This window comes from Candidatus Hydrogenedentota bacterium (genome assembly GCA_035450225.1).
Lineage (GTDB): Bacteria > Hydrogenedentota > Hydrogenedentia > Hydrogenedentales > SLHB01 > DSVR01.
Map to the genome: position 1 here is coordinate 84,837 of DAOTMJ010000010.1, position 23,649 is coordinate 108,485.

Annotated in this window: 17 protein-coding genes; all 17 read left to right on the forward strand. The window is 59.3% G+C overall.

The window, feature by feature from the left end; all coding sequences use genetic code 11:
• Position 1: 1 nt before the first annotated feature.
• The 17 genes from P5540_08100 (at position 2) to P5540_08180 (ending at position 23,645) form a co-directional block, all read left to right on the forward strand.
• Positions 2 to 274, forward strand: coding sequence for a hypothetical protein (locus P5540_08100; GenBank protein ID HRT64778.1), 273 nt, complete (start codon positions 2 to 4; stop codon positions 272 to 274).
• The gene (locus tag P5540_08105) at positions 265 to 528 is read left to right on the forward strand and encodes a VrlD (GenBank protein HRT64779.1); all 264 of its coding nucleotides are present in this window, start codon (positions 265 to 267) and stop codon (positions 526 to 528) included. The genes P5540_08100 and P5540_08105 overlap by 10 nt, the downstream gene beginning before the upstream one ends.
• Positions 529 to 818: 290 nt before the next feature.
• Positions 819 to 1,745, forward strand: a complete 927-nt coding sequence (locus tag P5540_08110) for an amidoligase family protein (GenBank protein HRT64780.1) — start codon at positions 819 to 821, stop codon at positions 1,743 to 1,745.
• A gap of 14 nt (positions 1,746 to 1,759) precedes the next feature.
• A complete protein-coding gene (locus tag P5540_08115) occupies positions 1,760 to 2,302 on the forward strand; it encodes a DUF5049 domain-containing protein (protein ID HRT64781.1) in 543 nt (180 codons plus the stop codon).
• A complete protein-coding gene (locus P5540_08120; protein HRT64782.1) occupies positions 2,281 to 3,117 on the forward strand; it encodes a glucosamine 6-phosphate synthetase in 837 nt (278 codons plus the stop codon). Before P5540_08115 ends, P5540_08120 begins: the two co-directional genes overlap by 22 nt.
• Positions 3,114 to 3,626, forward strand: coding sequence for a gamma-glutamylcyclotransferase (locus P5540_08125; protein HRT64783.1), 513 nt, complete (start codon positions 3,114 to 3,116; stop codon positions 3,624 to 3,626). The genes P5540_08120 and P5540_08125 overlap by 4 nt, the downstream gene beginning before the upstream one ends.
• Positions 3,627 to 3,749: 123 nt before the next feature.
• Positions 3,750 to 5,741 (forward strand): class I SAM-dependent DNA methyltransferase, encoded by a 1,992-nt coding sequence (locus P5540_08130; protein ID HRT64784.1) that lies wholly within the window; start codon positions 3,750 to 3,752, stop codon positions 5,739 to 5,741.
• On the forward strand, positions 5,738 to 6,823 hold the full coding sequence (locus P5540_08135; protein ID HRT64785.1) for a virulence RhuM family protein: 1,086 nt from the start codon (positions 5,738 to 5,740) through the stop codon (positions 6,821 to 6,823). The genes P5540_08130 and P5540_08135 overlap by 4 nt, the downstream gene beginning before the upstream one ends.
• Positions 6,824 to 7,052: 229 nt before the next feature.
• The gene (locus P5540_08140) at positions 7,053 to 8,360 is read left to right on the forward strand and encodes a restriction endonuclease subunit S (protein ID HRT64786.1); all 1,308 of its coding nucleotides are present in this window, start codon (positions 7,053 to 7,055) and stop codon (positions 8,358 to 8,360) included.
• 72 nt (positions 8,361 to 8,432) lie between these two features.
• The gene (locus tag P5540_08145) at positions 8,433 to 9,590 is read left to right on the forward strand and encodes an ImmA/IrrE family metallo-endopeptidase (GenBank protein HRT64787.1); all 1,158 of its coding nucleotides are present in this window, start codon (positions 8,433 to 8,435) and stop codon (positions 9,588 to 9,590) included.
• Positions 9,590 to 10,120 carry a DUF4411 family protein gene (locus P5540_08150; GenBank protein ID HRT64788.1) on the forward strand — a complete coding sequence of 177 codons (531 nt, stop codon included), beginning with the start codon at positions 9,590 to 9,592 and terminating at the stop codon, positions 10,118 to 10,120. The genes P5540_08145 and P5540_08150 overlap by 1 nt, the downstream gene beginning before the upstream one ends.
• A complete protein-coding gene (locus tag P5540_08155) occupies positions 10,117 to 13,149 on the forward strand; it encodes a DEAD/DEAH box helicase family protein (protein HRT64789.1) in 3,033 nt (1,010 codons plus the stop codon). Before P5540_08150 ends, P5540_08155 begins: the two co-directional genes overlap by 4 nt.
• A 712-nt stretch (positions 13,150 to 13,861) precedes the next feature.
• Positions 13,862 to 14,662, forward strand: coding sequence for a hypothetical protein (locus P5540_08160; GenBank protein ID HRT64790.1), 801 nt, complete (start codon positions 13,862 to 13,864; stop codon positions 14,660 to 14,662).
• 79 nt (positions 14,663 to 14,741) lie between these two features.
• Complete coding sequence (locus tag P5540_08165) at positions 14,742 to 16,202, forward strand: TolC family protein (GenBank protein ID HRT64791.1); 1,461 nt, start codon at positions 14,742 to 14,744, stop codon at positions 16,200 to 16,202.
• Positions 16,203 to 16,204: 2 nt separating this feature from the next.
• Positions 16,205 to 17,719, forward strand: coding sequence for an efflux RND transporter periplasmic adaptor subunit (locus P5540_08170; protein HRT64792.1), 1,515 nt, complete (start codon positions 16,205 to 16,207; stop codon positions 17,717 to 17,719).
• Between the two features lie 34 nt (positions 17,720 to 17,753).
• Positions 17,754 to 21,053 (forward strand): CusA/CzcA family heavy metal efflux RND transporter, encoded by a 3,300-nt coding sequence (locus P5540_08175; GenBank protein ID HRT64793.1) that lies wholly within the window; start codon positions 17,754 to 17,756, stop codon positions 21,051 to 21,053.
• A gap of 372 nt (positions 21,054 to 21,425) precedes the next feature.
• Entirely contained in the window at positions 21,426 to 23,645 is a 2,220-nt protein-coding gene (locus P5540_08180; GenBank protein ID HRT64794.1) for a heavy metal translocating P-type ATPase, read from the forward strand.
• Positions 23,646 to 23,649: the final 4 nt, after the last annotated feature.

Genomic DNA, 23,649 nt, shown 5'->3' on the forward strand with positions numbered 1-23,649 from the left:
GATGATCCGCGACCTGAAACAATCGCCGGACGAGACACCGGGGCGGCCCAGCGCCGCCTCGGTGCTGCGTCGGGCTGTAGAAGCCCTTCAAGCCGACTATCTGCGGCTGGAGAAGATCGTGCTCAAGTGCGGCGGCTGGCGCTGCGATCATTGTGAAGCGGTCCAGCCGCCCGGCGGCACACGCTACCGCCGGGACAACGATTACCTTTGCCGCGAATGCTTCCAGGAAATCCAGCACGCGGTCCAACGAAGGAGGAACACCCCATGCTCGTGAAACGGCGCGGTGGCATGACCGAGTACATCCCGACTCCAAAAGAGAAGCGCGAAGCCTTGGTGCGCGATCACTTCACCGAGGTGGTCGAACTGCTGCATAAACGCCTCGTCCGCCTTGAACAGGCATTCGACCTGCCAGAGGAGGACGCAGAGGCATGCGCTTCATTGCTGGCCCGCATCCGGGAAGAGGAGCAACGCACGGTTCTTCTCAACCGGGAACTGCGGTCAGGTGACGTTTCGGCCGTGGGGCAATAGCGAACACCGCGCGCCAAAGCTGCACAGCCAAGCGGAGATATCGAGGGTTGTCCGGAAGACTTCTGGCCCTTTGGCGGTCATGCCCCGGCAGGGCACGAAGCACGCAAGTCCCGGCGTGTCCGTAGGTTATGCCGGGTATCCATAAGTCATTCTGCGCCAATGTGTTGCGCTTTTTCTTCTCGTGTTCTTTCTCTTGACTTCCAGCCCCGAACCAAGCGTTCATTGGCATAGGAAGGCGGGAACAGCCGCCCACGAGTTGAAGCCGGAACGCAGGAAGGAACACAGCGGACATGGACATGCGCGAGATACGGTTCGGGGTCGAGATTGAGACGGTCAAACGGACACGGGAACAAGTCGCCCGGGCCATCCACTCGGTGGTCGGCGGCACGGTGCAATACGTCGGCCAGCCCAACTGTTACGACCCTTGGGAGGTCGTGGATCTGCACGGGCGGCGGTGGAAGGTAGTCGCCGACGCCTCGCTCAGTCATGTGCCCTTCCACCTGCGCGCCGAGGTCGTGACCCCGGTCCTCGGTTACGAAGACATCACGCAGCTCCAGGAAGTCGTCCGCGCCATCCACCGCTGCGGCGCGCGCGTAAGCACGCAATGCGGCATGCACGTCCACATCGACGCCGCGCCCTTCGATGGACGCCGCCTCGGCAACCTCGCCAAGATCGTGTACAAACAGGAGCCGCTCATCCTGCACGCCTTGGGCATCAGCCAGGAACGCCTCAACCGCTATACACGCCCAATCAGCGACGAGTTCATTCGCAACGTCGAACGCCAGCGGCCCAAGACCAAAGACGAACTCAATCGCATCTGGTACGGCTACCACAACACGCAACCGCAGCATTACTGCTCGACCCGCTACCACGGCGTGAACCTGCACAACGTCTGGTACCGCGGCACGGTCGAGTTCCGCTGGTTCGAGGCCACGCTCCACGCCGGCAAGGTGCGCGCGTACATCACGCTCTGCCTCGCGCTCGCCGCCAAGGCCCTGAACGGACGCGCGGCGTCGAGCCATAAGCGAGCCTTCGATCCGGCGAGCGCCAAGTATGACTTCCGCGTCTTCCTGCTTCGCCTGAATCTCATCGGCGAAGAGTTCAAGGCGGTGCGTAAGCACCTGCTGGCGAACATGCCGGGTGACGCGGCCTTCAAGAAGGGCCGGCCGCAGACCGCACTGGAAACAGAAACCCAACCGCATGCGACCGCATGCTGAACGGAGGGACACCGATGAAGATGATCATTCGCGCCACGGACAAGGAGGGGCGGCCGGTCCCGGAGACCGGCCAGTTTATCGAGGGGCCGGATTGCCTTGCGCTCGTCGAGCAGATGTGCGCGCAAACGCCCTTCACGGCTCAGCAGACGCCGGACGAGTATATGGAAGATCTGTTGGCCCGGCTCCCGGAGAAGCCGCCCGTGCGCGGCGGTAACGCGGAACAGCGCGCCGCCGATTTCCTGAGCGCCCTGGCCACGCACGGCCTTGTCGAGTTCGTCGCGGACAAGGTGGCCCATGCCGAAGTGAGCATGACGCTCGAAGATCCGGGACCGGTCGTCATCCCAGCGCAGGTGCTCGACGACCTCGAAGCCATCCGCCGCGATGGACGCAGCAACATGCTGGACTGGCCCGCCGTGGCGCGGATCGCCGAGGCTATGGGGATGGACAGGACGGCGGCATGGGTCCGCACGCATCACCGCGAATACTCCGCGGGCATCTTCCGCGGTTTCGCGCCGGACGAGAAAGGCATCGCAGCATGTGCGGACAAGCGGGACTGATTCTCGGGAAGAAACGGCGGAGCGATGCCGAAATCGCCGTCCTCAAGACACTCTTCTCCGGCCTGTTGATGCGCAGTGAAGTCCGGGGGCGGCACGCCAGCGGCGTGGCGGTGGTCGACCAGGACGGTGAATACCGACTCTTCAAGCGGCCCATGCCGGCGACACAACTTCTGGCCCAGCCGGGCTACGCGGATGCTCTGGGCACTGTCGAAGGCAGCCACGGACGCTTCGCGGGCCGCACCACGCTCATTCTCGGGCACACGCGGCACCGGACGTGCGGCGACGAGGCCAACAACGCCAACAACCATCCCCTGCGCGCCGCCGACTGGCTCGGCACGTTCAACGGCACCATCTACAACGCAAGCAGGCTGTTCCGCCGACACCGGCTCTATCGCCACGCCGAGGTCGACAGCGAATTGGTCCTGCGCCTGGCCGACAAGTTCGCCGACATCGGAACCCTGGAGGTGCCCCGGTTTACCGATGCCCTGCGCCCCGCACGGGGCCAATTGAGCGCCGTCTTTGCCTCCCTGTGTACTCCGGAGACCGCCTACGTTCTCCACGGCAACCGCCCGCTGGTTCTGCGCGCACATCGCGGGCTGCGTGTCATCGCCTATGCCTCTGAGGGCCGCTTCCTGGATGCCGTCCTCGGCGATTTGCGCGGATGGAGAGACTTCGCCCTGCCGTCAATGACCCTCGCTTGTTTCCACCGCGAGGACATCTTCCATCCCGACTTCCACGCGGTGGACTTTGTCGCCCAAGAACGCCGCCGCAGTTCCATCGAAGCAACAGAAAGTACCCGGAGAGTACCCGCATGAATCCCAAGGAAACCCCGAGGAAGAACACAAACCGCAATGACAGCCCCGGCCCAGTCATAACCCTGTTCGTCTACGGAACCTTAAAGCGCGGCTTTCCGAACCACGACCGTTTCTGCCGCAACGCCATCGACATCCAACCGGCCACCGTTTGGGGGCGCCTCTACGACCTCGGCGCATACCCTGCTCTCGAAGTGCCCGCGGAGTCCATCCTCGCCCACGGCACCGCCGATTCGCTTGCGGACGCCGCCACACAGGCGCGCTTTGAGCCGAAAATGGCCCAACCCTACGACCCGCGCGCCAAAGGCCGCACGCGACGCGGTTGGGGGCTTATTCGCGGGGAACTGATGACCTTCGATGACCCTGCGGAACGGCTCCCTCGGTTGGACCACCTTGAGGGATACCATCCCGATGGACCGAGCCTCTACAGGCGTGTGCTAACGCCGGTCTTTCGCGGCAACGCATCGGTGGCGGCATGGGTCTACATCACGACAAACGCCAAAACTTGCTGAAAGCCAGGCTAAATCCCTATTATGAGTACGTTGTCTGAGAATGCGAATTACGATAAGAAGTCCGCCGTTGGGCGAACGCGTCACCCTTCTGGGAAAAACCATGATGCGCCAGGGAGTTGTTCTATGTCCGGTCACCACGACCATGCAAGTTTGATTTGGCAGATCGCCGATCTGTTGCGCGGACCGTATCGTCCGCCGCAATACGAACGCGTGATGCTGCCCATGACCGTTTTGCGCCGTTTTGATTGCGTGCTTGCGCCCACGAAGGCAAAGGTGTTGGCCGAAGTCGAGAAACGCAAAGGCGGAAAACTCACCGATGACGCCCTGGATAGAATGCTCAACAAAGCCTCCGGCCAACGTTTTCATAACCATTCGCCGCTCACCTTTGAAAAGCTCAAAGGCGACCCCGACAACATAGACAAGCACTTGGTCAGCTACATCAACGGATTCTCGGCCAATGTCCGCCGGATCTTCGAGTATTTTGAGTTCACGAACGAGATCGAGAAGATGCGCGAGGCCAATATCCTCTACCTCGTCGTATCGAAGTTCTGCGAGGTCGACCTGCACCCGGATCGCGTTCCAAACGAGGCAATGGGGCTAATCTTCGAGAACCTCATCCGCCGTTTCAATGAATTGGCGAACGAAACCGCCGGCGATCACTTCACGCCGCGCGAAGTCATCCGGTTGATGGTGAACGTCCTGTTCATCAACGACGACGCCCTTCTCGCAACACCCGGCACCGTCCGCAAAATGCTCGACCCGGCATGCGGCACGGGCGGCATGCTGGCCGAATCGCAAAACTATCTGCGCGAACACCATTCGGCGGCGCGGCTCTATGTCTACGGCCAGGATTACAACAAGCGCGCCTACGCCACCGCCGCCTCCGACATGCTCATGAAGCAGGTGGACCACAACGGCGGCGGCGAAAACGTTCAGTACGGCGATATCTTCGACGACGACAAGTTCGCAGGCCAGCGGTTCGATTACCTCATCGCCAATCCGCCCTTTGGCGTGGATTGGAAGAAACAGCAGAAGGACATTGAACGGGAACACGAGAAGCTCGGATTCGCCGGACGGTTTGGCGCGGGGCTGCCGCGTGTCAATGACGGCGCGTTGTTGTTCCTTCAGCACATGATCAGCAAGTTCGAACCGGTCTTGCCGGACCAACACAAGCACGGCTCCCGGCTGGCCATCGTGTTCAATGGTTCGCCGCTGTTCACCGGCGGCGCGGGGTCCGGAGAGAGTGACATCCGTAAATGGGTGATCGAGAATGATTGGATGGAAGCCATCATCGCCCTGCCGGAACAGATGTTCTACAACACCGGCATCGGCACGTATATCTGGGTCGTCACCAACCGCAAGGACAAACGCCGCAAAGGCAAGATTCAATTGATCGACGCGCGCGAGCGATACGTCCCCATGCGCCGGAGCCTGGGCGATAAGCGCCGCAAGATCGGCGAAGGCAAGGACGGCGAACCGGACCAAATTGCCATTACGGTCAAAGAGTATGGCCGGTTCAAAGCTTCCGAGACCACGAAGATATTCGACAACGCGGATTTCGGGTACACGCGCGTCACGGTCGAGCGGCCTTTGCGGCTGCAGTTCGAGATGACCGCCGAAGCCAAGGCCCGATTCCTCGCGGCCTATCCGCATTTGCGCGGGGATATCGCCGCTCTCGAAAAGGCGCTGGGCCGCGGACCGCTCAGGGATTGGAATACCGTCCACGCCAGTGTCCTCGATCTGTTGCACGAACGCAAGTCCACATGGAAGAAGCCGGAGTACAAGCTCTTCCGCGATACATTCACGCAATCCGATCCCGTTGCCGAACCCGTGCTCAAAGGAAAGCGCGGCGAGGGGTACGAACCCGACTCGGCTCTCCGCGATTGCGAAAATGTCCCGCTCAAGGAAAACATTGACGACTATTTCCGCCGCGAAGTGCTGCCACATGTCCCCGACGCCTGGATGGATCGCAGCAAAGACAAGATTGGCTATGAGATCAATTTCAACCGCCACTTCTACCGCTACACGCCGCCCCGTCCCCTCGAAGAGATTGATGCCGACCTCAAACGAGCCGAGGACGAGATCATGCGGCTGCTCCGGCAGGTGACACAATGAACAATGTACACGAAACACCGGGCGGGGAGATTGTCGTTTACCGGACCGAAGACGGCCGGAATCGGATTCGGGTTTTGCTGGAAGACGAGACCGTCTGGCTGGCACAAGCCGCTCTGGCTGAATTGTTCGAGACCACGAAGCAAAACGTAAGTCTCCATATCAAGAACATTTACGAGGAGGGCGAGCTTACCCCGGAGGCAACTGTCAAGGAATACTTGACAGTTCGCCAGGAGGGTGAACGCAGCGTCAGGCGAATGGTCGAGTACTACAACCTCGACATGATCATTGCCGTCGGCTACCGCGTGCGCTCGCCCCGGGGCACGCAATTCCGGCAATGGGCCACCGAACATCTGCGCGAGTATCTCGTCAAGGGCTTCACCATTGACGATGAACGCCTGAAAGGCGGCGGCGGATTGGCGGACTACTTCGACGAACTGCTTGCCCGCATTCGCGAGATTCGCGCCAGCGAGGCCCGCGTCTACCAGCGCATCCGCGATATCTTCGCCTTGGCCAGCGACTATGTCGAAGACGAACATGAGACCCAGCGGTTCTTCGCCGCCATGCAGAATAAGATGCACTACGCCGCCGCGGGCATGACCGCCGCCGAGATCATCCGCGACCGCGCCGATGCGGCCAAGCCCAACATGGGCCTCATGGCCTGGAAAGGCGGCCATGTGCTCAAACGCGACGTGAGCACCGCGAAGAACTACCTGGATGCAAAGGAAATTGACACGCTCAACCGCATCACGGTTATGTTCCTCGACCAAGCCGAATTCCGCGCCCACCGACGCCAGGACATTCGCATACGCGACTGGGAAACCTTCCTCGACAAGTTCTTGCGCGACACGGAGCTTCCGGTACTGGAAAACGCGGGAACCGTCAGCCGGGAACAGGCCCTCGCCTGGGCAACCGGCCAGTACGACGCCTTTGCGGAGCGCCGCAGGCTCGCGGCCGAGGCCGAAGCGGAGAGGCGATACCTGGACGACCTGCGCCACTCGGCGGAAAAGCTGGAAACCGAAAGGACGGTCAAGAAGAAGGCAACCGCGCGCAAGAGCGGCAAAACGCGAAGGGGGAAGCCATGAAGAACTCCCTTGGCGGCTTCGCGGCTTGGCGTGAGATAGGCGCGAGAAGACGCGCAACGCCGAATTGTAAGTCTGCAACGTCGAATTCCATGTCTACAACGCCGCATTGTAAGTCTGCAAATCGAAGTTGCAGACAGGCAGAAACGCGTTGTAAGTCGTTATTTAATAAGTATTTGTGGCGCAATTCACCAATATGTACAAGCCGACCGGCGAAATTGGAGGTGGCAGTATGAGCGCTCTAGCCTCTTGCCTCGCCGCTTTGCCCCGGTCTTGGCAGGCAAAACCCCTCCGTGCTGTCGCAGACTATACGGTCAGCAACGTTGACAAAGTGCCGTCAGACGACGAACTGCCGGTCCGTTTGTGCAACTACACCGACGTCTACAACAACGACTACATCAATCTCAGCATGGACTTCATGCAGAGCACCGCGACCGCTGGTGAGATTGAAAAATTCCACCTCCGCGTAGGGGACGTGGTTATCACAAAAGATTCTGAGTCGTGGGACGACATAGGCGTTCCGGCCCTCGTAACTGAGACCGATGATGACTTGGTTTGCGGCTACCATCTTGCCATTCTGCGCCCGCGCAGTGGTGTGCTTGATGGAAGATTCCTTTTCCGCTGTCTGCAGGCCAAGCCCATCCGTGTGCAACTTGAGTTGGCGGCGAATGGGGTTACACGTTTCGGGATTCCAAAGAACGCCATCGGCTTGATGGTCCTGCCTGTGCCGTCAGTTGAGATGCAACATGCGATTGCGGATTATCTGGACCGGGAGACGGGGCGGCTGGATGCGTTGGTGGCGGCGAAGGAACGGGTGCTCGAACTGTTGGCGGAGAAACGCCGCGCGCTCATCACCCGCGCCGTCACCCGCGGCCTGAACCCCAACGCCCCCCTTCGCGATTCCGGCCTCCCCTGGCTCGGACAAATCCCGAAGCATTGGGAAACAAAACGTGCGAAGTGGCTCTTCACTGAACGCGATGAACGCTCGGAAACCGGCGACGAGGAATTACTTTCGTTGAGGATGGAACTCGGATTGGTTCCACATAATGATGTGTCCGAGAAGACAACGCGTTCCGAAGAACTTATTGGATACAAGAAGTGCTCTACCCGTGAGATCGTGATCAACCGAATGCGCGCCAGCAGCGGCCTTGTAGCGATAGCCCCTCAAGATGGTCTGGTGAGTCCCGACTATGCCGTATTCAAGGTATCAGAAGATGCATACCCTGAATACTTCACGCTTCTTTTCAAGACATCATTGCTACAAACCGTTTTTCGTACTGCGTCAAAAGGACTTGGAACAGGAAGCTCTGGTTTCTTGCGGCTATATTCGGAAGATTTTCTCGGATTCTGGTTGCCTGCGCCTCCGAAGCAAGACCAGGAAGCCATCGTCGCGCACATCGAGCGCGAGACCGGCAAGCTGGACGCGTTGCGTTCCGCCACGGAACGGACGGTAGCGTTGTTGAAGGAGCGACGTGCGGCGCTGATCGCGGCGGCGGTGACGGGGCAGATAGATTCGGCGGATTCAGGTAAGTTGATGTAAACTAAACAATCTGCGAGATAGTATTCCCGCCTTGGCATGGAGCCGGGGCAGAAGAAAAATGAACATGGTGTGATGGAACAGAATCGAGTCAACATAGCGGCGCGGATGCTTCGCTGGGCGCGTGAGCGCTCGGGAAGGCCGGACACGTATTTCGCCGAGCATTTCCCGAAGTTCGACGCGTGGGAACGCGGCGAGACGCTTCCGACGTTGAAGCAGGTGGAGGCGCTCGCCAAGGCGACCTATACGCCGGTTGGTTATCTGTTTCTGTCTGCCCCGCCGGAGGAGGCATTGCCGATTCCGGATTTCCGGACCTTGGGCGACCGGCCCATGGCGCAGCCCAGCCCACACCTGCTGGAAACGGTGTACGCCTGCCAGCAACGTCAGGCGTGGTACCAGGAATTCGCGCGGGTCACGGGCGAAGCGCCGCGCGCCTTTGTGGGGTCCGTCAGCACCGCCGATTCCGTGGAATCCGTGGCAAACGCCATGCGGACCGCGCTGGGATTTGATCTGGAGGCGCGGCGGTCCTGTCCGACCTGGACGGACGCCTTGCGCCGTTTCATCGAACAGGCGGACGAACTGGGCGTGCTCGTGATGTGCAGCGGCGTAGTCCGCAACAATACGCACCGCCCGCTCGATCCGGAAGAGTTCCGGGGCTTTGCGCTGGCCGATCCGTTGGCGCCGCTGGTCTTTATCAATGGAAAAGACACCAAGGCGGCGCAGATGTTCACGCTTGCGCATGAACTGGCGCACATCTGGATTGGCCAATCCGCTTTGTCGGACGCGGGGGCGTATGCCGTTCCCGATCATGCGGTGGAAGCGTGGTGCAACCGCGTCGCGGCGGAATTGCTCGCGCCCCTGCAATTGGTTCGTGACGAATTCCGCCGGGATGAGGAACTCGACGCCGAGGTCAGGCGCTTGGCGCGCCGTTTCAAGGTGAGCACGCTGGTCGTCCTGCGGCGGGTTTTCGATGCCGGAGGAATCACGCGCCCCGAGTTCCAGGAGGCATATAGCGAGGAGATCGCGCGGCTGCGCGCCGTCATGTCGAAGAGCAGCGGCGGCGGCGATTTCTACCTCACACAGGCGGCCCGGGTCAGCAAACGCTTTGCCCGCGCGCTCGTCGTGAGCACGCTGGAAGGCCACACGCTGTATCGCGACGCGTTTCAAATGCTGGGCGTGGCGAAGGTGGAGACGTTTAACGAGATGGGCCGCAACGTGGGGGTATACGCCTGATGGCTTACCTCCTTGATGCCAACGTATTCATCCAGGCGAAGAATCTGCATTACGGTCTCGATTTCTGTCCGGCGTTTTGGGAATGGCTCGAAGTGGAGAACCGGAACGGCAATGTGTTCAGCATCGAAAAAGTAGGCGACGAGATTGAGGCAGGCGAGGACGAATTGGCCGAATGGGCAACTCTGCACGGCGTGGAATTCTTCTTGCCTGCCGATGCGGCGCTTCTGACAACCCTTGGCCGCGTGAGCAACTGGGTTACCCAGCAGCACTACGATCCCGCTGCCGTAAACACGTTCTTGCAGGTGGCCGATTACTACCTCGTGGCCCATGCGCTGGCGCACGGGCATACGGTGGTAACGCATGAGGTTCCTTCGCCATCAGCGCGCAAGGTGAAGATTCCGAACGTATGCATCGGCCTGGGCGTTCGCTGCATCACTCCTTTCGAGATGCTTCGCATCGAGCGCGCTCGTTTCCTACTCGAACGGCGCACGGGAAACGCACAGATGCTTCTGAGCGGAGCCACTTCATGAGCCAAACCAGCGAGAAAGCGTTCGAGACGGTCATCGAGTCATGCTTGTTGTCGCATGGCTACGTCAGTGTGCCGCCGGAAGGCTTTGACAGGGAGCGAGCGATATTTCCCGAGACGGCCTTGACATTCATCCGGGAAACGCAGCCAAGGGAATGGGCGAAGCTGGAGGCATTGCACGGGGCGGCCACCGGGGAACAGGTGCTTGCGGACCTGTGCAAGTGGATGGACACGAATGGGTCGTTGGCCACGCTGCGGCACGGGTTCAAGTGCTATGGGCGGACGTTGCGCGTTGCATTTTTTAAAGCCGCGCATGAACTGAACCCGGAGTTGGAGGAACGGTATGCCGCGAACCGGGTTGGGATTACTAGGCAGTTGCGTTTCTCGCCGCGCTCCGAGCACTCCCTCGACGTCGCCCTGAGCTTGAACGGCATTCCAATCGCCACGGCGGAACTGAAGAACCCGCTCACGGGGCAGACCGTAGAAAACGCCCTGTGGCAGTACCGGCATGACCGCGATCCGCGCGAGCCGATTTTCGAGTTTAGGCGGCGGACGCTGGTGCATTTCGCGGTGGACACCGAGGCCGTGTTCATGACCACGCGCTTGGCCGGAACCGCGACGCACTTTTTGCCCTTCAACAAGGGGTGTGATGGCGGCGCGGGTAACCCGCCCGACCCCAACGGCCGCACTTACCGCACGGGATACTTGTGGGAAGAGGTCCTCCAGCGCGACAGCTTGCTGGACATGCTGGCCCGATTTCTTCACCTGCAAGTCGAGGAAAAGCGGACCGACGATGGGCGGAAGGTCAAGAAAGAGACCATGATCTTCCCGCGATACCACCAGCTTCAGGCGGTACGAACACTGGTGGATGCGGCGCGGCGTGAGGGCGTGGGCAACAATTACCTCATAGAGCATTCCGCGGGCAGCGGGAAGAGCAATACTATCGGCTGGGTCGCCCATCGGCTGGCGTCGTTGCATGACGCCGGGAACCATCGCGTATTTGATTCGGTGATAGTCATCACCGACCGGGTCGTCCTGGACAAGCAATTGCAGGACACGATCTACCAGTTTGAGCACAAGAGGGGCGTGGTACAGAAGATTGATGAACGGTCACGCCAACTGGCCGAAGCGCTGGAAAACGCCGTGCCCGTTATCATCACGACGTTGCAGAAGTTTCCGTTTGTTTCACGCCAATTGCTCAAGATGGCCGAGGAACGGGGCGAGGATGGCACGGGCGCGCTGCCGACGCGGCGTTGCGCTGTGATCATCGACGAGGCGCACAGCTCGCAGGGCGGCGAATCCGCGACCGACCTCAAGGAAGTCTTGGGCGGCGAAGCCCTGCGCGAGGCGGCCAAACGCAAGGCCGCTGAAGAGGGACAGGAGCATTTGGAGAAGCTGTTCCGCAGCATGGCCAAGCGCGGGCGTCAGGCCAATATCAGCTTCTTCGCGTTTACGGCAACGCCCAAGCACAAGACCTTGGCCGTGTTCGGGCGACACGGAACCCCCTTCCATCGCTACACGATGCGGCAGGCCATCAAAGAGGGCTTCATCCTTGACGTGCTGAAAAACTACACCTCGTACGCGACCTACTTCAGGCTGCTGAAGGCATGCGAAGATGATCCGAATGTCGAACGCAAGAAGGCGGCCAAGGCGCTGGCGCGGTTTCTTAAACTGCACCCCCACAACATCGCGCAAAAAACCGAAGTCATGGTGGAGCACTTCCATGCCGTGACGCGCCACAAAATCGGCGGCAGGGCAAAGGCGATGGTGGTGACGGGATCGCGCTTGGAAGCGGTGCGCTACAAGCAATCCTTTGACCACTATATCCGGCAGAGAGCCTATCCCATCAAGACGCTGGTGGCCTTTTCCGGAGCCGTCCAGGACGACAAACTGCCCGATGTCACGTATACGGAAGCAGGGATGAATGACGGAATCAGGGAAAAGGAACTTCCGGAGAGGTTCGGCACGGCCGAGTATCAGGTCCTCTTAGTTGCCGAAAAGTACCAGACCGGGTTCGATCAGCCCTTATTGCACACGATGTACGTGGACAAACGCCTTGCAGGACTCCAGGCGGTGCAGACGTTGTCACGGCTGAACCGGACTCATCCGCTAAAGGAAGATACATTCATCCTCGATTTCGTAAACGACCCCGAAGAGATCCGCGAGGCGTTCAAGGTCTATTATGAAGGCGCGGAGATGGGCGAGCAGGTAGACCCGGCGCGAATGTACCAAATCAAGGGAGAACTGGATGCTTCCGGCATCTATCTTGCCGAGGAGGTCCAGCGATTTTGCGGGATATACTTCAAACCCAGGCAGCGCCAAAGCCCCGCCGACCACGAGGCGATGAATGCGGCGCTCGATCCGGCCGTCGAACGGTTCCAGCATCTGCAGCAAGAGGACGAGGATGAGGCGGAACTCTGGCGCGGTAAAACGCAAGCATTCCGGAACCTCTACGGTTTTCTGAGCCAGGTCATTCCGTATCAGGACTCTGACCTTGAACGACTCTATGTGTTCCTCCGGCACCTTGCGGCAAAACTGCCGCGACGCGCCACGGGACCAGGCTATGACTTCGACGACGAAGTACGGCTGGAATACTACCGGCTTCAGAAGATCAGCGAAGGCTCTATCAGTCTCAAGGACGGCATCGCGAAACCGCTGGACGGCCCGACCGAAGTGGGTAGTGGAATGGTGCGTGAAGAGGCGGTCCCCTTGTCGCGCCTGATTGATATTGTCAACGAACGGTTTGGCACCGATTTCAATCAAGCGGATCAGTTATTCTTTGACCAAATCGTCGAGGCCGCGATTGCCGATGAGGCGCTCAAGCAGGCGGCGGCGGTGAACCCCGGCGACAAGTTTGAACTGGTGTTCAAGAACCTGCTCGAAACCCTGTTCGTGGAACGCATGGACCAGAACGAAGACATCTTCGCGCGCTTCATGAACGACAAGTCATTCCAACGCGTGGTTACGGGCTGGCTTTCCACGGAGGCTTACAAACGACTGCGTGCCGCAAAGGCCATGTCCGAGACGCAATGAATTCGATCCTCCGTGACGCTGATATTGACGATTCTGAAACGCTGCGGGAATATGGGTCGTTTGAAAAGGGTTAACGAACAGTGTAGAATTAAGATGCGTGAAAGGTTGATTTGCATGTTTTCGCGATTGAACAGAGTATTGTTTTCGGGCCTGAGCATATTGGCCGTCGTTCTCACGATGGTCATGGGTGTGTCAGGTACCGTGCTCTGTATCGCGCGCGACCACACCGCAATAGAGTTGGCGCAGGCTGGAGATTGCACATCCTGTCCGGACCTGCCTGCGGGTAGAACGGAATCACCAGCCGACAGGAACGCCGATTCCGCCGGATGTGGTTCGTGTCTGGATATCCCCCTCAGTGGGACGATGGTGTCTTCGGCAACACCAGCAAGGCACTCCGGCACGTTCAAGGTTTTGACCTCGGTCCTACCAGCGAACATAGGCTCGACAGTCGCGTCGGACCTCCTTCCCGCAGTTTCTTTTCAGTCGGGTGGACACGCCGATAACACATTGATCGCGGTATCCACTACCATCCTCCGGATCTGATTTCTCCTTCTCCCCTCCCCGCACGCTAGCCGTGCATCTGTCAGAAATCCTGTTTCCCGACTCACGTTTATGTCATGGCGGCAGCATTCTCTGGCATCGTTTTACCATCAATTCACGCCTGTCAACCAGGCACATCGACAACGAATTTTTGGAGACAAGGAGAAGAGCCATGAAACATCCATCCCTCACAGAAAGAAAAGGCGTCGGATGGGCGATGAGTTCGCTCGCCGCCGCTCTGATCGGCGCTCTGCTATCATTCTCGCCGACTACCGCCTCAGCCAGTTCTGCAAGTAGTGACTGCGTCTTGTCCGCGTTCGCCATGACGTTTGTATCCAGCAATGTCTCCGTCCCGGAGTGCGCTCATTCGGGACACGAGGCCGTTCGCGAAGTCTATCGTCGAGAGGCACAAACCCTGACGGCAACAGCCGATGCGGAGATCAAGCGACAGAGAGCATCCATCGAGTTTGCGCTCGACCAGATTCAGGCATCCGCGACCCGTATCGCACAGCAGTCCCCGCAGGAAACAGACACGAAGAACAGTGTGGCGCTGTGGCGTTTGAAGGATGAAGCGAAATCTCTCAAAGCTCAGCTCCCACGGCAAGCGCGTGCGTTACGCGATCAGTGGGACGCAGCCATCAAGGGTGCTATGGCGCAAGCACTGTATGCTTTGCAGGAGACCGAGTCACAGCACAGCGAATCAGACAGCCAGAGGACCAAACACGGCAAGGAAGTGAAGAGAACACTTAATAGGCAACGCAAGGAGACCTTGTCGTTCTTGGATGACATGTGGAAAGACAATGCCTCACAAACCCGTACGCGAATCGCACAGGCCATAGAGAGTCTGGACAAGGCAATTGCGCTGGAACAGGCTGAAGAAAGAGGTCCGGTCGTCGGGTATAGGCTCGTTAGTCGTCACAAAGGCCATGTCCACCGCGAACCTATCTACCAGAATGAACAACGCAAACCTTAAGAAAGGAACAAGCGACATGCTTCGCAGATACGTTTTATCACGCATTTCGTTCGCATACCTAGCCATAGGCGTGGCGAGCATGAGTACGGTTTTGCCGGCCTTGAGCGAAGAAACGGACGCCGCAGTCACCGACTCAGCCTCCACCGCACCGGTGGATATGCGTATCGGCGTTCTAACCTTGGCCGATGCGATTGCCTTGACACTGGAGCGGAATCCGAATCTGGCCGCCTTTTCCTGGGACATCCGTGCCGCGGAAGCCCGGCAGCTTCAAGCCCGGCTTCGTCCGAATCCCGAGTTGACGATTGAGGCCGAAGACGTCCGCTTGGGGCGTGGTCCGGGAACGCGTACCGTACGCCGCACCACTGGTTGGTCCGCCAATGGTCTGACCACGCAGATGGACCGGGAATCCGAAAGCGGGGCTCGAGGCGGATTCTCGGAGGCGCAGTTCACCGTTTCGCTCTCACAACTCATAGAACTGGGCGGCAAGCGCGCCAAACGAATGCATCTGGCCGCCCGCGACCGAGACGTGGTCGCCTGGGACTATGAAGTGGCGCGGGCCGACATACTCAAGAAGGTGGCCCAGGGGTTTGTAGAAGTCCTCGTTGCGCAGCAACGTGTGGCGTTGGACGACGAACTGGTCCAGCTTGCGGAACAAGTCCTGCAGACCGTATCGGCGCGAGTCAATGCGGGACGCGTCTCGCCATTGGAGGCAACGAAGGCCGAGACGGCGCTGTCGGTGGCGCGCGTACAGGCTGAGAGCTCTAAACGCGGGCTCGATTCCGCGCGAGCCCGGCTCGCGGCGCTATGGGGAGACAAAGAGGCAAATTTCGAGCGCGCCGAAGGTGACCTGGATATCGTTCGTACTATTCCCATGTTGGATGACTTGGTCAAGCGAACGGACAAGAACCCCGACTTGGCCCGTTGGCGCGCGGAACTCGAGAAACGGCAGACGGCTATTTCGGTCGAGAGGTCCAAGGCGGTTCCCGACCTTACGGTGTACGCCGGTTTCCGTTCGACGGGCATGCCGGATTCAGATGTTCGCGGATTTGGCTTCGGTTCGGATGGACTCTCCCGCTCAAGTGAAAGCAGCCGCTCAGATGGCAACTGGGACAACTCGGTAGTGTTGGGATTCTCCGTGCCGCTTCCACTTTTCAACCGCAATCAAGGGTCCATCAAGGAGGCCGAGCATTTGATGGCAAAGGCTGGCGAGGAAAGGCGGGCCACGGATGTTCAGGTCCATGCGACCCTCACGGAGTCGTATCAGAGTCTTTCCGCTGCTCGCACGGCCATCACGTCGCTCAACGAGAGCATCCTGCCCGCGGCCACGCAGACGTTTGCATCCATCAATGAAGCCTACCTTCAGGGCAAGTTTGGATATCTAGACGTTCTGGACGCCCAACGAACCCTGTTTCAAGCAAGGCAACAGTATCTGGATGCCTTGGCAACATACCACCAGAGCGCCGCCGAGATTGAGCGTATCACCGGTGATCCCTTGTGGAGCAATGAAGAACTGAAGTCACCCCAAAAAGAGGAGAAGTAACCATGCGATACAAGATTGGATTTGCCCTTCTTGCGGCAGTAGTCCTTGTGGGAAGCATGACCGTCTGGTTGTACGAAGGCCACGTCGCTGCTTCAGCGAAACCCCACGCCGATGAAATCCAACCTGTCCCCCAAGCGGCGGATAAAGCCGAAGGAGGTCATTCCGCCGAGGATGGCCACAACCATGGCGCACAGGAGGCCGATAAGGCCAAGGAGGGTCACTCCGCCGAGGACGGCCACAATCATGCTTCACCGGACGCTGACAAAACCGAAGATGGCCACTCCGCAGACGACGGCCACAACCACGGCTCGAAGGGCCCAATGTGTGAGGAGCACGGAGTCCCGGAAGCAGAATGCAAGCTCTGTAACAAGGGCCACGGCGAGGAGACGGACAAGGCCGAAGGGGGCCACTCCGCAGACGATGGCCACGGCCACGGTGAGGAGGCGGATATAGCCGTTCTCTCCGAAGAACAAATCAAGGCCAACAACGTCCAAGTCGTTGAAGCAGGACCGGGAGAGATTTCGGTTCAGTTGGCCTTGCCCGGTGAAGTGAGGCTCAACGCTGATCGCGTTGCGCATGTGGTTCCGCGCGTGGCGGGCGTTGTTCGGGAATCCCTGGCAACTGTTGGCGATGAGGTGAAAGCGGGCCAAGTCATGGCGGTACTGGAGAGTCGTGAACTGGCCACGATTAAGGCCGAATACCTTTCCGCCAAAGAGCGCGAGTCTCTGGCCAGGGCAACCTTCGAGCGAGAAAAAGGCCTTTGGGAAAAGAAGATTTCCGCCGAACAGGACTATCTGTCCGCGAAGCAGGCCATGGCGGAAGCAGCCATTAGCGTGAGGAGCGCCGAACAACAATTGCACGCCGTGGGCTTCTCGGAAGAGTATCTAAAAGGGATTCCGGGCCAATCACACATTTCCTACACCCGGTACGAAATCACCGCGCCATTTGATGGTTCTGTGATTGAGAAGCATATCACGCTCGGTGAATCGCTCAAGGACGACGGACCCTGCTTCACGATAGCGGACTTGACTACCGTTTGGGTAAATCTCAGCGTGTACCAGAAGGATATCCCTTCCATTCGGAAGGGCCAGCAGGTACTCATAAGCGCGGGGGAAAATCCATCCGACGGGGTCGACGCTACCGTTGACTACATGGGTCCGATTGTGGGCGAAGAGACCCGCACTGCCATTGCGCGCGTTGTGCTTCCGAATGAGACGAGCCAATGGCGGCCCGGACAATTCGTGACTGGGTTTGTGTCCACCAAAACGACAAAGACTGTTCCCGTCGTGGCGCCGAAGACCGCCTTGCAGACATTCGAAGGAGCCACGTGTGTCTTCGTCCAAACCGACAAGGGGTTCGTGCCCGCGCCTGTGACCGTGGGAAGCAGTAACGACACGCATGTCGAAATCGTGAAAGGCCTGGAGCAAGGGGCGCGTATCGTGGTGGAGGGCGCCTTCGTCATCAAAGCGGAGATCGCCAAGGGAATCATGGAAGGCAAAACGTGCAGCGGCCACTAGAAAAACGAAGACTCTCACCAGGAGACATCTATTCATGCTTAGTCATGTGATCAAATTGAGCATTCAGCATCGCTGGTTGGTGCTGATACTGACAGCGGGCGCGGCCGTGCTTGGATTCTTTTCCCTTTTGCGACTGCCCATTGATGCCGTGCCAGACATCAGCAACAAGATAGTCCAGATAACCACGCTCTACCCGGCGTTATCGCCGGGCGAGGTCGAAAAACAGATTGCCTTCCCCATCGAAACCGCGCTGGCCGGCATTCCCGGCCTCCGGTCAACGCGCTCGCTGACGCGCAATGGGTTCTCGCAAGTCGAAGCCATCTTCGAAGATGAGGTGGATATCTACTTTGCCCGTCAGCAGGTCATGGAGCGTCTGGCCGAAGCGCGCGAGAGCCTGCCTTCCGGCGCCGAGCCACGCATGGGACCCATCACCACGGGTCTCGGGGAAGTCTACGTCTATGTCATCGAGTATGAGCATCCCGACGGCAAGGGCAGCGCCATCACGGACGGTCCGTCGGGCTGGCAGAGCGACGGTTCCTATCTGACGCCCGAAGGCGAACGCCTCAAGACGGAGGTTGAACTGGCGGCCTATCTGCGCACACTGCAGGACTGGTTGGTTAAGCCGCAACTCCGGACCGTCAAGGATGTGGCCGGCGTAGATACTATCGGCGGCTATGAGAAACAGTATCTCGTGCAACCCGACCCGATGAAGCTGGTCTCCTATGGACTCACGATGAGTGACCTTGTCGAAGCCCTGGAACGCAACAACGCCAGTACCGGGGCGGGTTTCATCGAGCACCAGGGCGAGGCCCTCAACGTGCGCGCCGACGGGCGCGTACGCACTTCCGACGACATCGGGGCCATCGTGCTGGGATCGAAGGACGGTACGCCGTTTTACGTGCGGGACGTGGCTTCCGTGGGCATGGGCAAGGAACTGCGCACAGGCGCTGCCAGCCAGAACGGGCGGGAAGTAGTGGTCGGAACCGTGCTGATGCTGCTCGGCGGCAATAGCCGCACGGTAGCGGCCAGTGTGACCGAAAAAGTCAACGGTATCCAGTCGAGTCTGCCGCCGGACATCCGGTTGCGCCCGGTGTTGGTACGCACGGAACTCGTGGACAAAACGATCAATACGGTTGGACACAGTCTGTCCATGGGGGCCATTCTGGTCATTGTTGTGCTACTCGCGCTACTGGGCAACGTGCGTGCGGCCATCATAACGGCTATGGCCATTCCGCTGGCCATGCTCATGACCGCTTTCGGCATGACACGGCTGGGGATTAGCGGTAACCTGATGAGCTTGGGCGCCATAGACTTCGGCCTGATCGTCGATGGCGCCGTGATCATTGTCGAGAACTGCCTCCGCATGATGGCGGAAAAGCAACGCGATCTTGGACGCACGCTAACCCGCAAGGAACGGCTTCACGAGGTCTTCACCGCCACCAAGCAAATGATTCAGCCCTCCGTGGCCGGCCAGGCGATCATCATCACGGTGTATTTGCCAATCTTGGCGCTCACGGGCGTCGAGGGCAAGATGTTCCACCCGATGGCGCTAACGGTCATCTGTGCGTTGGTGGGCGCCTTTGTTCTTTCGCTGACCTTTGTGCCGGCCATGGTCGCCATTTTCATCACCGGCCAGGTCAAAGAGAAGGAAAGCTGGATCGTTTCGGGACTCAAGTGGCTGTACGCCCCCGCGCTCCGTTGGACGCTCAAGTTGCGTTGGGCCGTTATGCTGGCGTCTGTCATCATCTTTGCGGGGTCGCTGATGCTCTTCACGCGGCTGGGCCAGGAGTTCGTGCCCAAGCTCGACGAGGGCAACATGAGCCTTCAATCGCTGCGCATCCCGAGCACGTCGCTCACCCAGTCGCAGGCGATGCAGTTCAATGTGGAGAAAGCTGTCTCCGCGTTGCCCGAAGTCGCCCTGATGTATTCCAAGACCGGCACCGCGGAAGTGGCCTTCGACCCCATGCCGCCAAACATCTCCGACGGATACGTGATCCTCAAGCCGCGCGAGCAGTGGCCCGACCCAAATATGTCCAAGGCCGACCTCGTGGACAAGATCCGCAAGACGGTCGCCACAATTCCCGGTAACCTTTTCGAGTATAGCCAGCCCATCGAACTGCGAATTAACGAACTCGTAGCGGGCGTACGTGGCGATCTGGCCATAAAGGTGTTCGGTGACGATTTCGAGGGGATCGCGCCCATCGTGCAACAGGTTATCCAGATCGTACAAAGCGTTCCTGGCGCTGCCGACGTGAAGGCCGGACAGACCGAGGGTTTCCCATCCTTAAGCATCGACATTAACCGGAAGGCAACGGCGCGGCATGGGCTGAATGTGGCCGACGTGCAAGACATCGTCGCCACAGCGGTCGGCGGACGCGAAGCGGGGCTGGTCTTTGAGGGAGACCGCCGGTTCGACATCGTCGTACGGTTGCCGGAGGAGCTTCGCTCGAATCTCAATGCGCTGGAACAGCTACCGGTTCCCTTGCCGCGTTCAGAGGGCATGCCTGCCGAACCACAGGGAGTCATGGGCCGAGACCCAGCAGGCAGCACGCTCCAAGGAACGATTTCGCTCGGTTCCATCGCCACTCTGTCGCTTACGGAGGGACTTGGCCAGATCAACCGAGAAGACGGCAAGCGTCGGCTCGTGGTGCAGGCCAATGTGCGCGGGCGAGACCTAGGTTCCTTCGTAGCGGAAGTGCGCAAACGCATCGATTCGGAGGTCAAGCTAACGCCGGGCACTTGGCTCGTCTGGGGCGGACAATACGAAAACCTGCTGGCGGCTCGCGAGAGGCTGATGATCGTGGTGCCATTCTGCTTCTTTATGATCTTCCTGTTCTTGTTTACAACATTCAACTCGACGAAGTACGCCATACTGGTCTTCAGCGGCGTGCCGCTTGCGTTGACGGGCGGTATCGCGGCACTTTGGTTGCGGGGTATCCCCTTTTCCATTTCCGCGGCAGTGGGGTTCATCGCTTTGTCCGGCGTGGCCGTACTCAACGGTCTGGTCATGGTGACGTACATCAACCACCTTCGCATGAAGGGCGTGGGACTGGAGGACGCGATCTTGCAGGGATCGCTCACGCGCCTGCGGCCGGTCATGATGACCGCCCTCGTGGCTTCGCTCGGCTTCGTGCCCATGGCCATGTCCGTGGGAACGGGCGCCGAGGTCCAGAAGCCGCTGGCTACCGTCGTAATCGGAGGAATTATTTCTTCGACATTGCTTACGCTAATCGTGTTACCGGCGCTCTACCGCCTCTGGCACCGCAAGGATGACCGTCTAGCGGACGACGCAGACAAGGAGCATTTGGAACATGCAGAGGTGATAGCTGACTGATAACCGAATGCGCGCTGCTTATATCAAGAAGGAAGCAGCCGTGGAGGTAAGACTATGCGACTGCCTCACGGAAACTCGACAACGAACACAAAGCCCAAGACGCGATTGAGCAAGGACCAAGAACGCCAGCGTGCCGCCCGTAGAATGGCGTTGTGGTGCGGTGGAATCACGGTGATATCGCTTGGTCTTGGCGTCGTATGGGCGCGGTACAGGATCGCCACCGCAGGTTACGTGCATATCCCGATTGTCTTTTTGCCGCTCTGGCTAGGCTGTCTGGGATTTACCGTCTGGTCTGTCTACGAATGGAGACATCGGTGAATCCAACAGAAACAAAACGGGTATCTGTATAATGCTTGCTGAAAGGAAAGGCCCATGAGACAGCGGACCTATAGGATTCGAGGAATGGACTGCGCCGAGGAGGTAGCAGCGCTCAAGTGCGAGGTGTGTCCGTTGTTGGGCGCGGATGGCAATGTCAAGTTCGATTTGATCAACGGCAAGATGACAGTGGACCTGCCGGAAGAAGGCGTTCCCGAAGACGCGATCGTCCAGGCAGTCGCTCGGACGGGTATGCAGGCGGTTCCCTGGGGGCAACAAATACCCAAACAGTCCGGCGCGGCTGGTTTCTGGCAGCGCCATGGCAGGATGGCTATGGCCGTAGCGAGCGGCATCGCCTGTGTGTTTGGGTTCCTGATTCACGCAGCAACGCACGGGTTGACAGACGCTTTTGTTACCGGTGAAGGCGGGGACCATCGTTTTCCTCTGGTGTCCATTGCATCTTATGTCGCGGCGGCCATAATGGGCGGGTGGTTCATTTTTCCCAAGGCAGTCGCTTCGGCGCGGCGGATGCGACCGGATATGAACCTTCTGATGACGGTGGCTGCCTTGGGAGCCATGGCGATTGGCGAGTGGTTCGAGGCAGCCACGGTAACGTTCTTGTTTTCCATCGCGCTCTTGCTGGAATCGTGGAGTGTGGAACGGGCGCGGCGCGCCATCAGCGCTCTGTTGAATCTCTCGCCTCCGCGTGCGCGGATTATCTGCCCCACAGACGGTGACATCGAAGAGAAGCCCGTGGAGGATGTGCCGGTGGGCGCGACAGTCGTTGTCCGGCCCGGCGAACGGATTCCGCTCGACGGAGTCCTAACAAAGGGCTCCACTTCCGTCAATCAGGCCCCCATCACGGGGGAATCTATGCCTGTCTCAAAGAATTTGGGCCAGGAAGTTTTCGCGGGAACCATCAACGAGGACGGAGCCTTCGAGTTCAGGACAACCAAAGCAGCAACGGACACAACACTGGCCCGAATCATCCGCATGGTCGAGGAGGCCCAGTCCCGGCGTGCATCCACGGAGCAGTGGGTCGAGAAGTTTGCACGGTACTACACGCCTGCCATGATGGTTCTGGCGTTGGCCATAGCACTCGTCCCCCCGCTTCTCTTGGGAGGCGCGTGGGATAAATGGATTTACGAAGCCCTCGTCATCTTGGTTATCGCGTGTCCCTGTGCGCTCGTCATCTCTACGCCTGTCAGCATTGTCGCCGGATTAAGCGCGGCGGCACGTGCGGGTGTGCTTATCAAGGGCGGAATGTACTTGGAAGCCCCTGCGCGGCTCAGGGTGATCGCATTCGACAAGACGGGAACTCTAACACGGGGACAACCGGAAGTGCAGCGGATTATCCCGTTGAATGACCATTCTGAAGATGAATTGCTGCAGCGGGCGGCATCGCTGGAAACATTGAGCGACCATCCACTGGCGCGGGCTATTGTGCGCAAGGCGATGGAGCGAAATCTGAAGCCACTGACCGTCGATGGTTTTCAATCGATCAAAGGAAAGGGTGCTGAAGGGTACATTGAAGGCCGTCTGTTCTGGCTGGGCAGTCACCGGATGCTTCACGAAAAAGGGGCAGAATCCCCTGAGATGCATGAGAAGGCGCTGACCCTGGAGGATGCGGGTCATTCGGTGGTTATTGTCGGGAACGACCATCATGTCTGTGGCATGCTCAGCGTCGGTGACGCATTGAGGCCCGAAAGCCTTGCAGCCTTACGCGACTTGAAGGCAGCGGGTATTGAGCGGACCATTATGCTAACGGGAGACAACGAGGGTACGGCGCGGGCTGTGGCCGATGCCTGCGGCGTGGACGAGTTCCGGGCCGAATTGCTGCCTGAAGACAAAGTGCAGGCCGTCGAGTCCCTGACGCGTCAGTACGGGCGCGTTGCCATGGTCGGCGACGGCGTAAATGATGCTCCGGCTATGGCGGCGGCCAACTTGGCAATCGCCATGGGTGCGGCCGGTACCGATGCCGCCATCGAAACGGCGGACATCGCTCTAATGTCTGACGACCTGAGCAAGATCCCCTGGCTGGTCCGGCATTCGCGCCGCACGCTTGCGGTCATTCAGCAGAACATCGTGTTCGCGCTAGGCCTGAAACTGTTGTTCATTGTTCTTGCCTTGAGCGGCCTCGCAACCCTGTGGATGGCCATCGCTGCGGACATGGGAGCGTCGCTACTTGTTATCTTCAATGGACTGCGGTTACTTGGTGGAGGAAGGCAATTGTCGACTAAGCCGAAAATCCCTTCCGCCTCGTCCGAGGCTGGCTAACTGA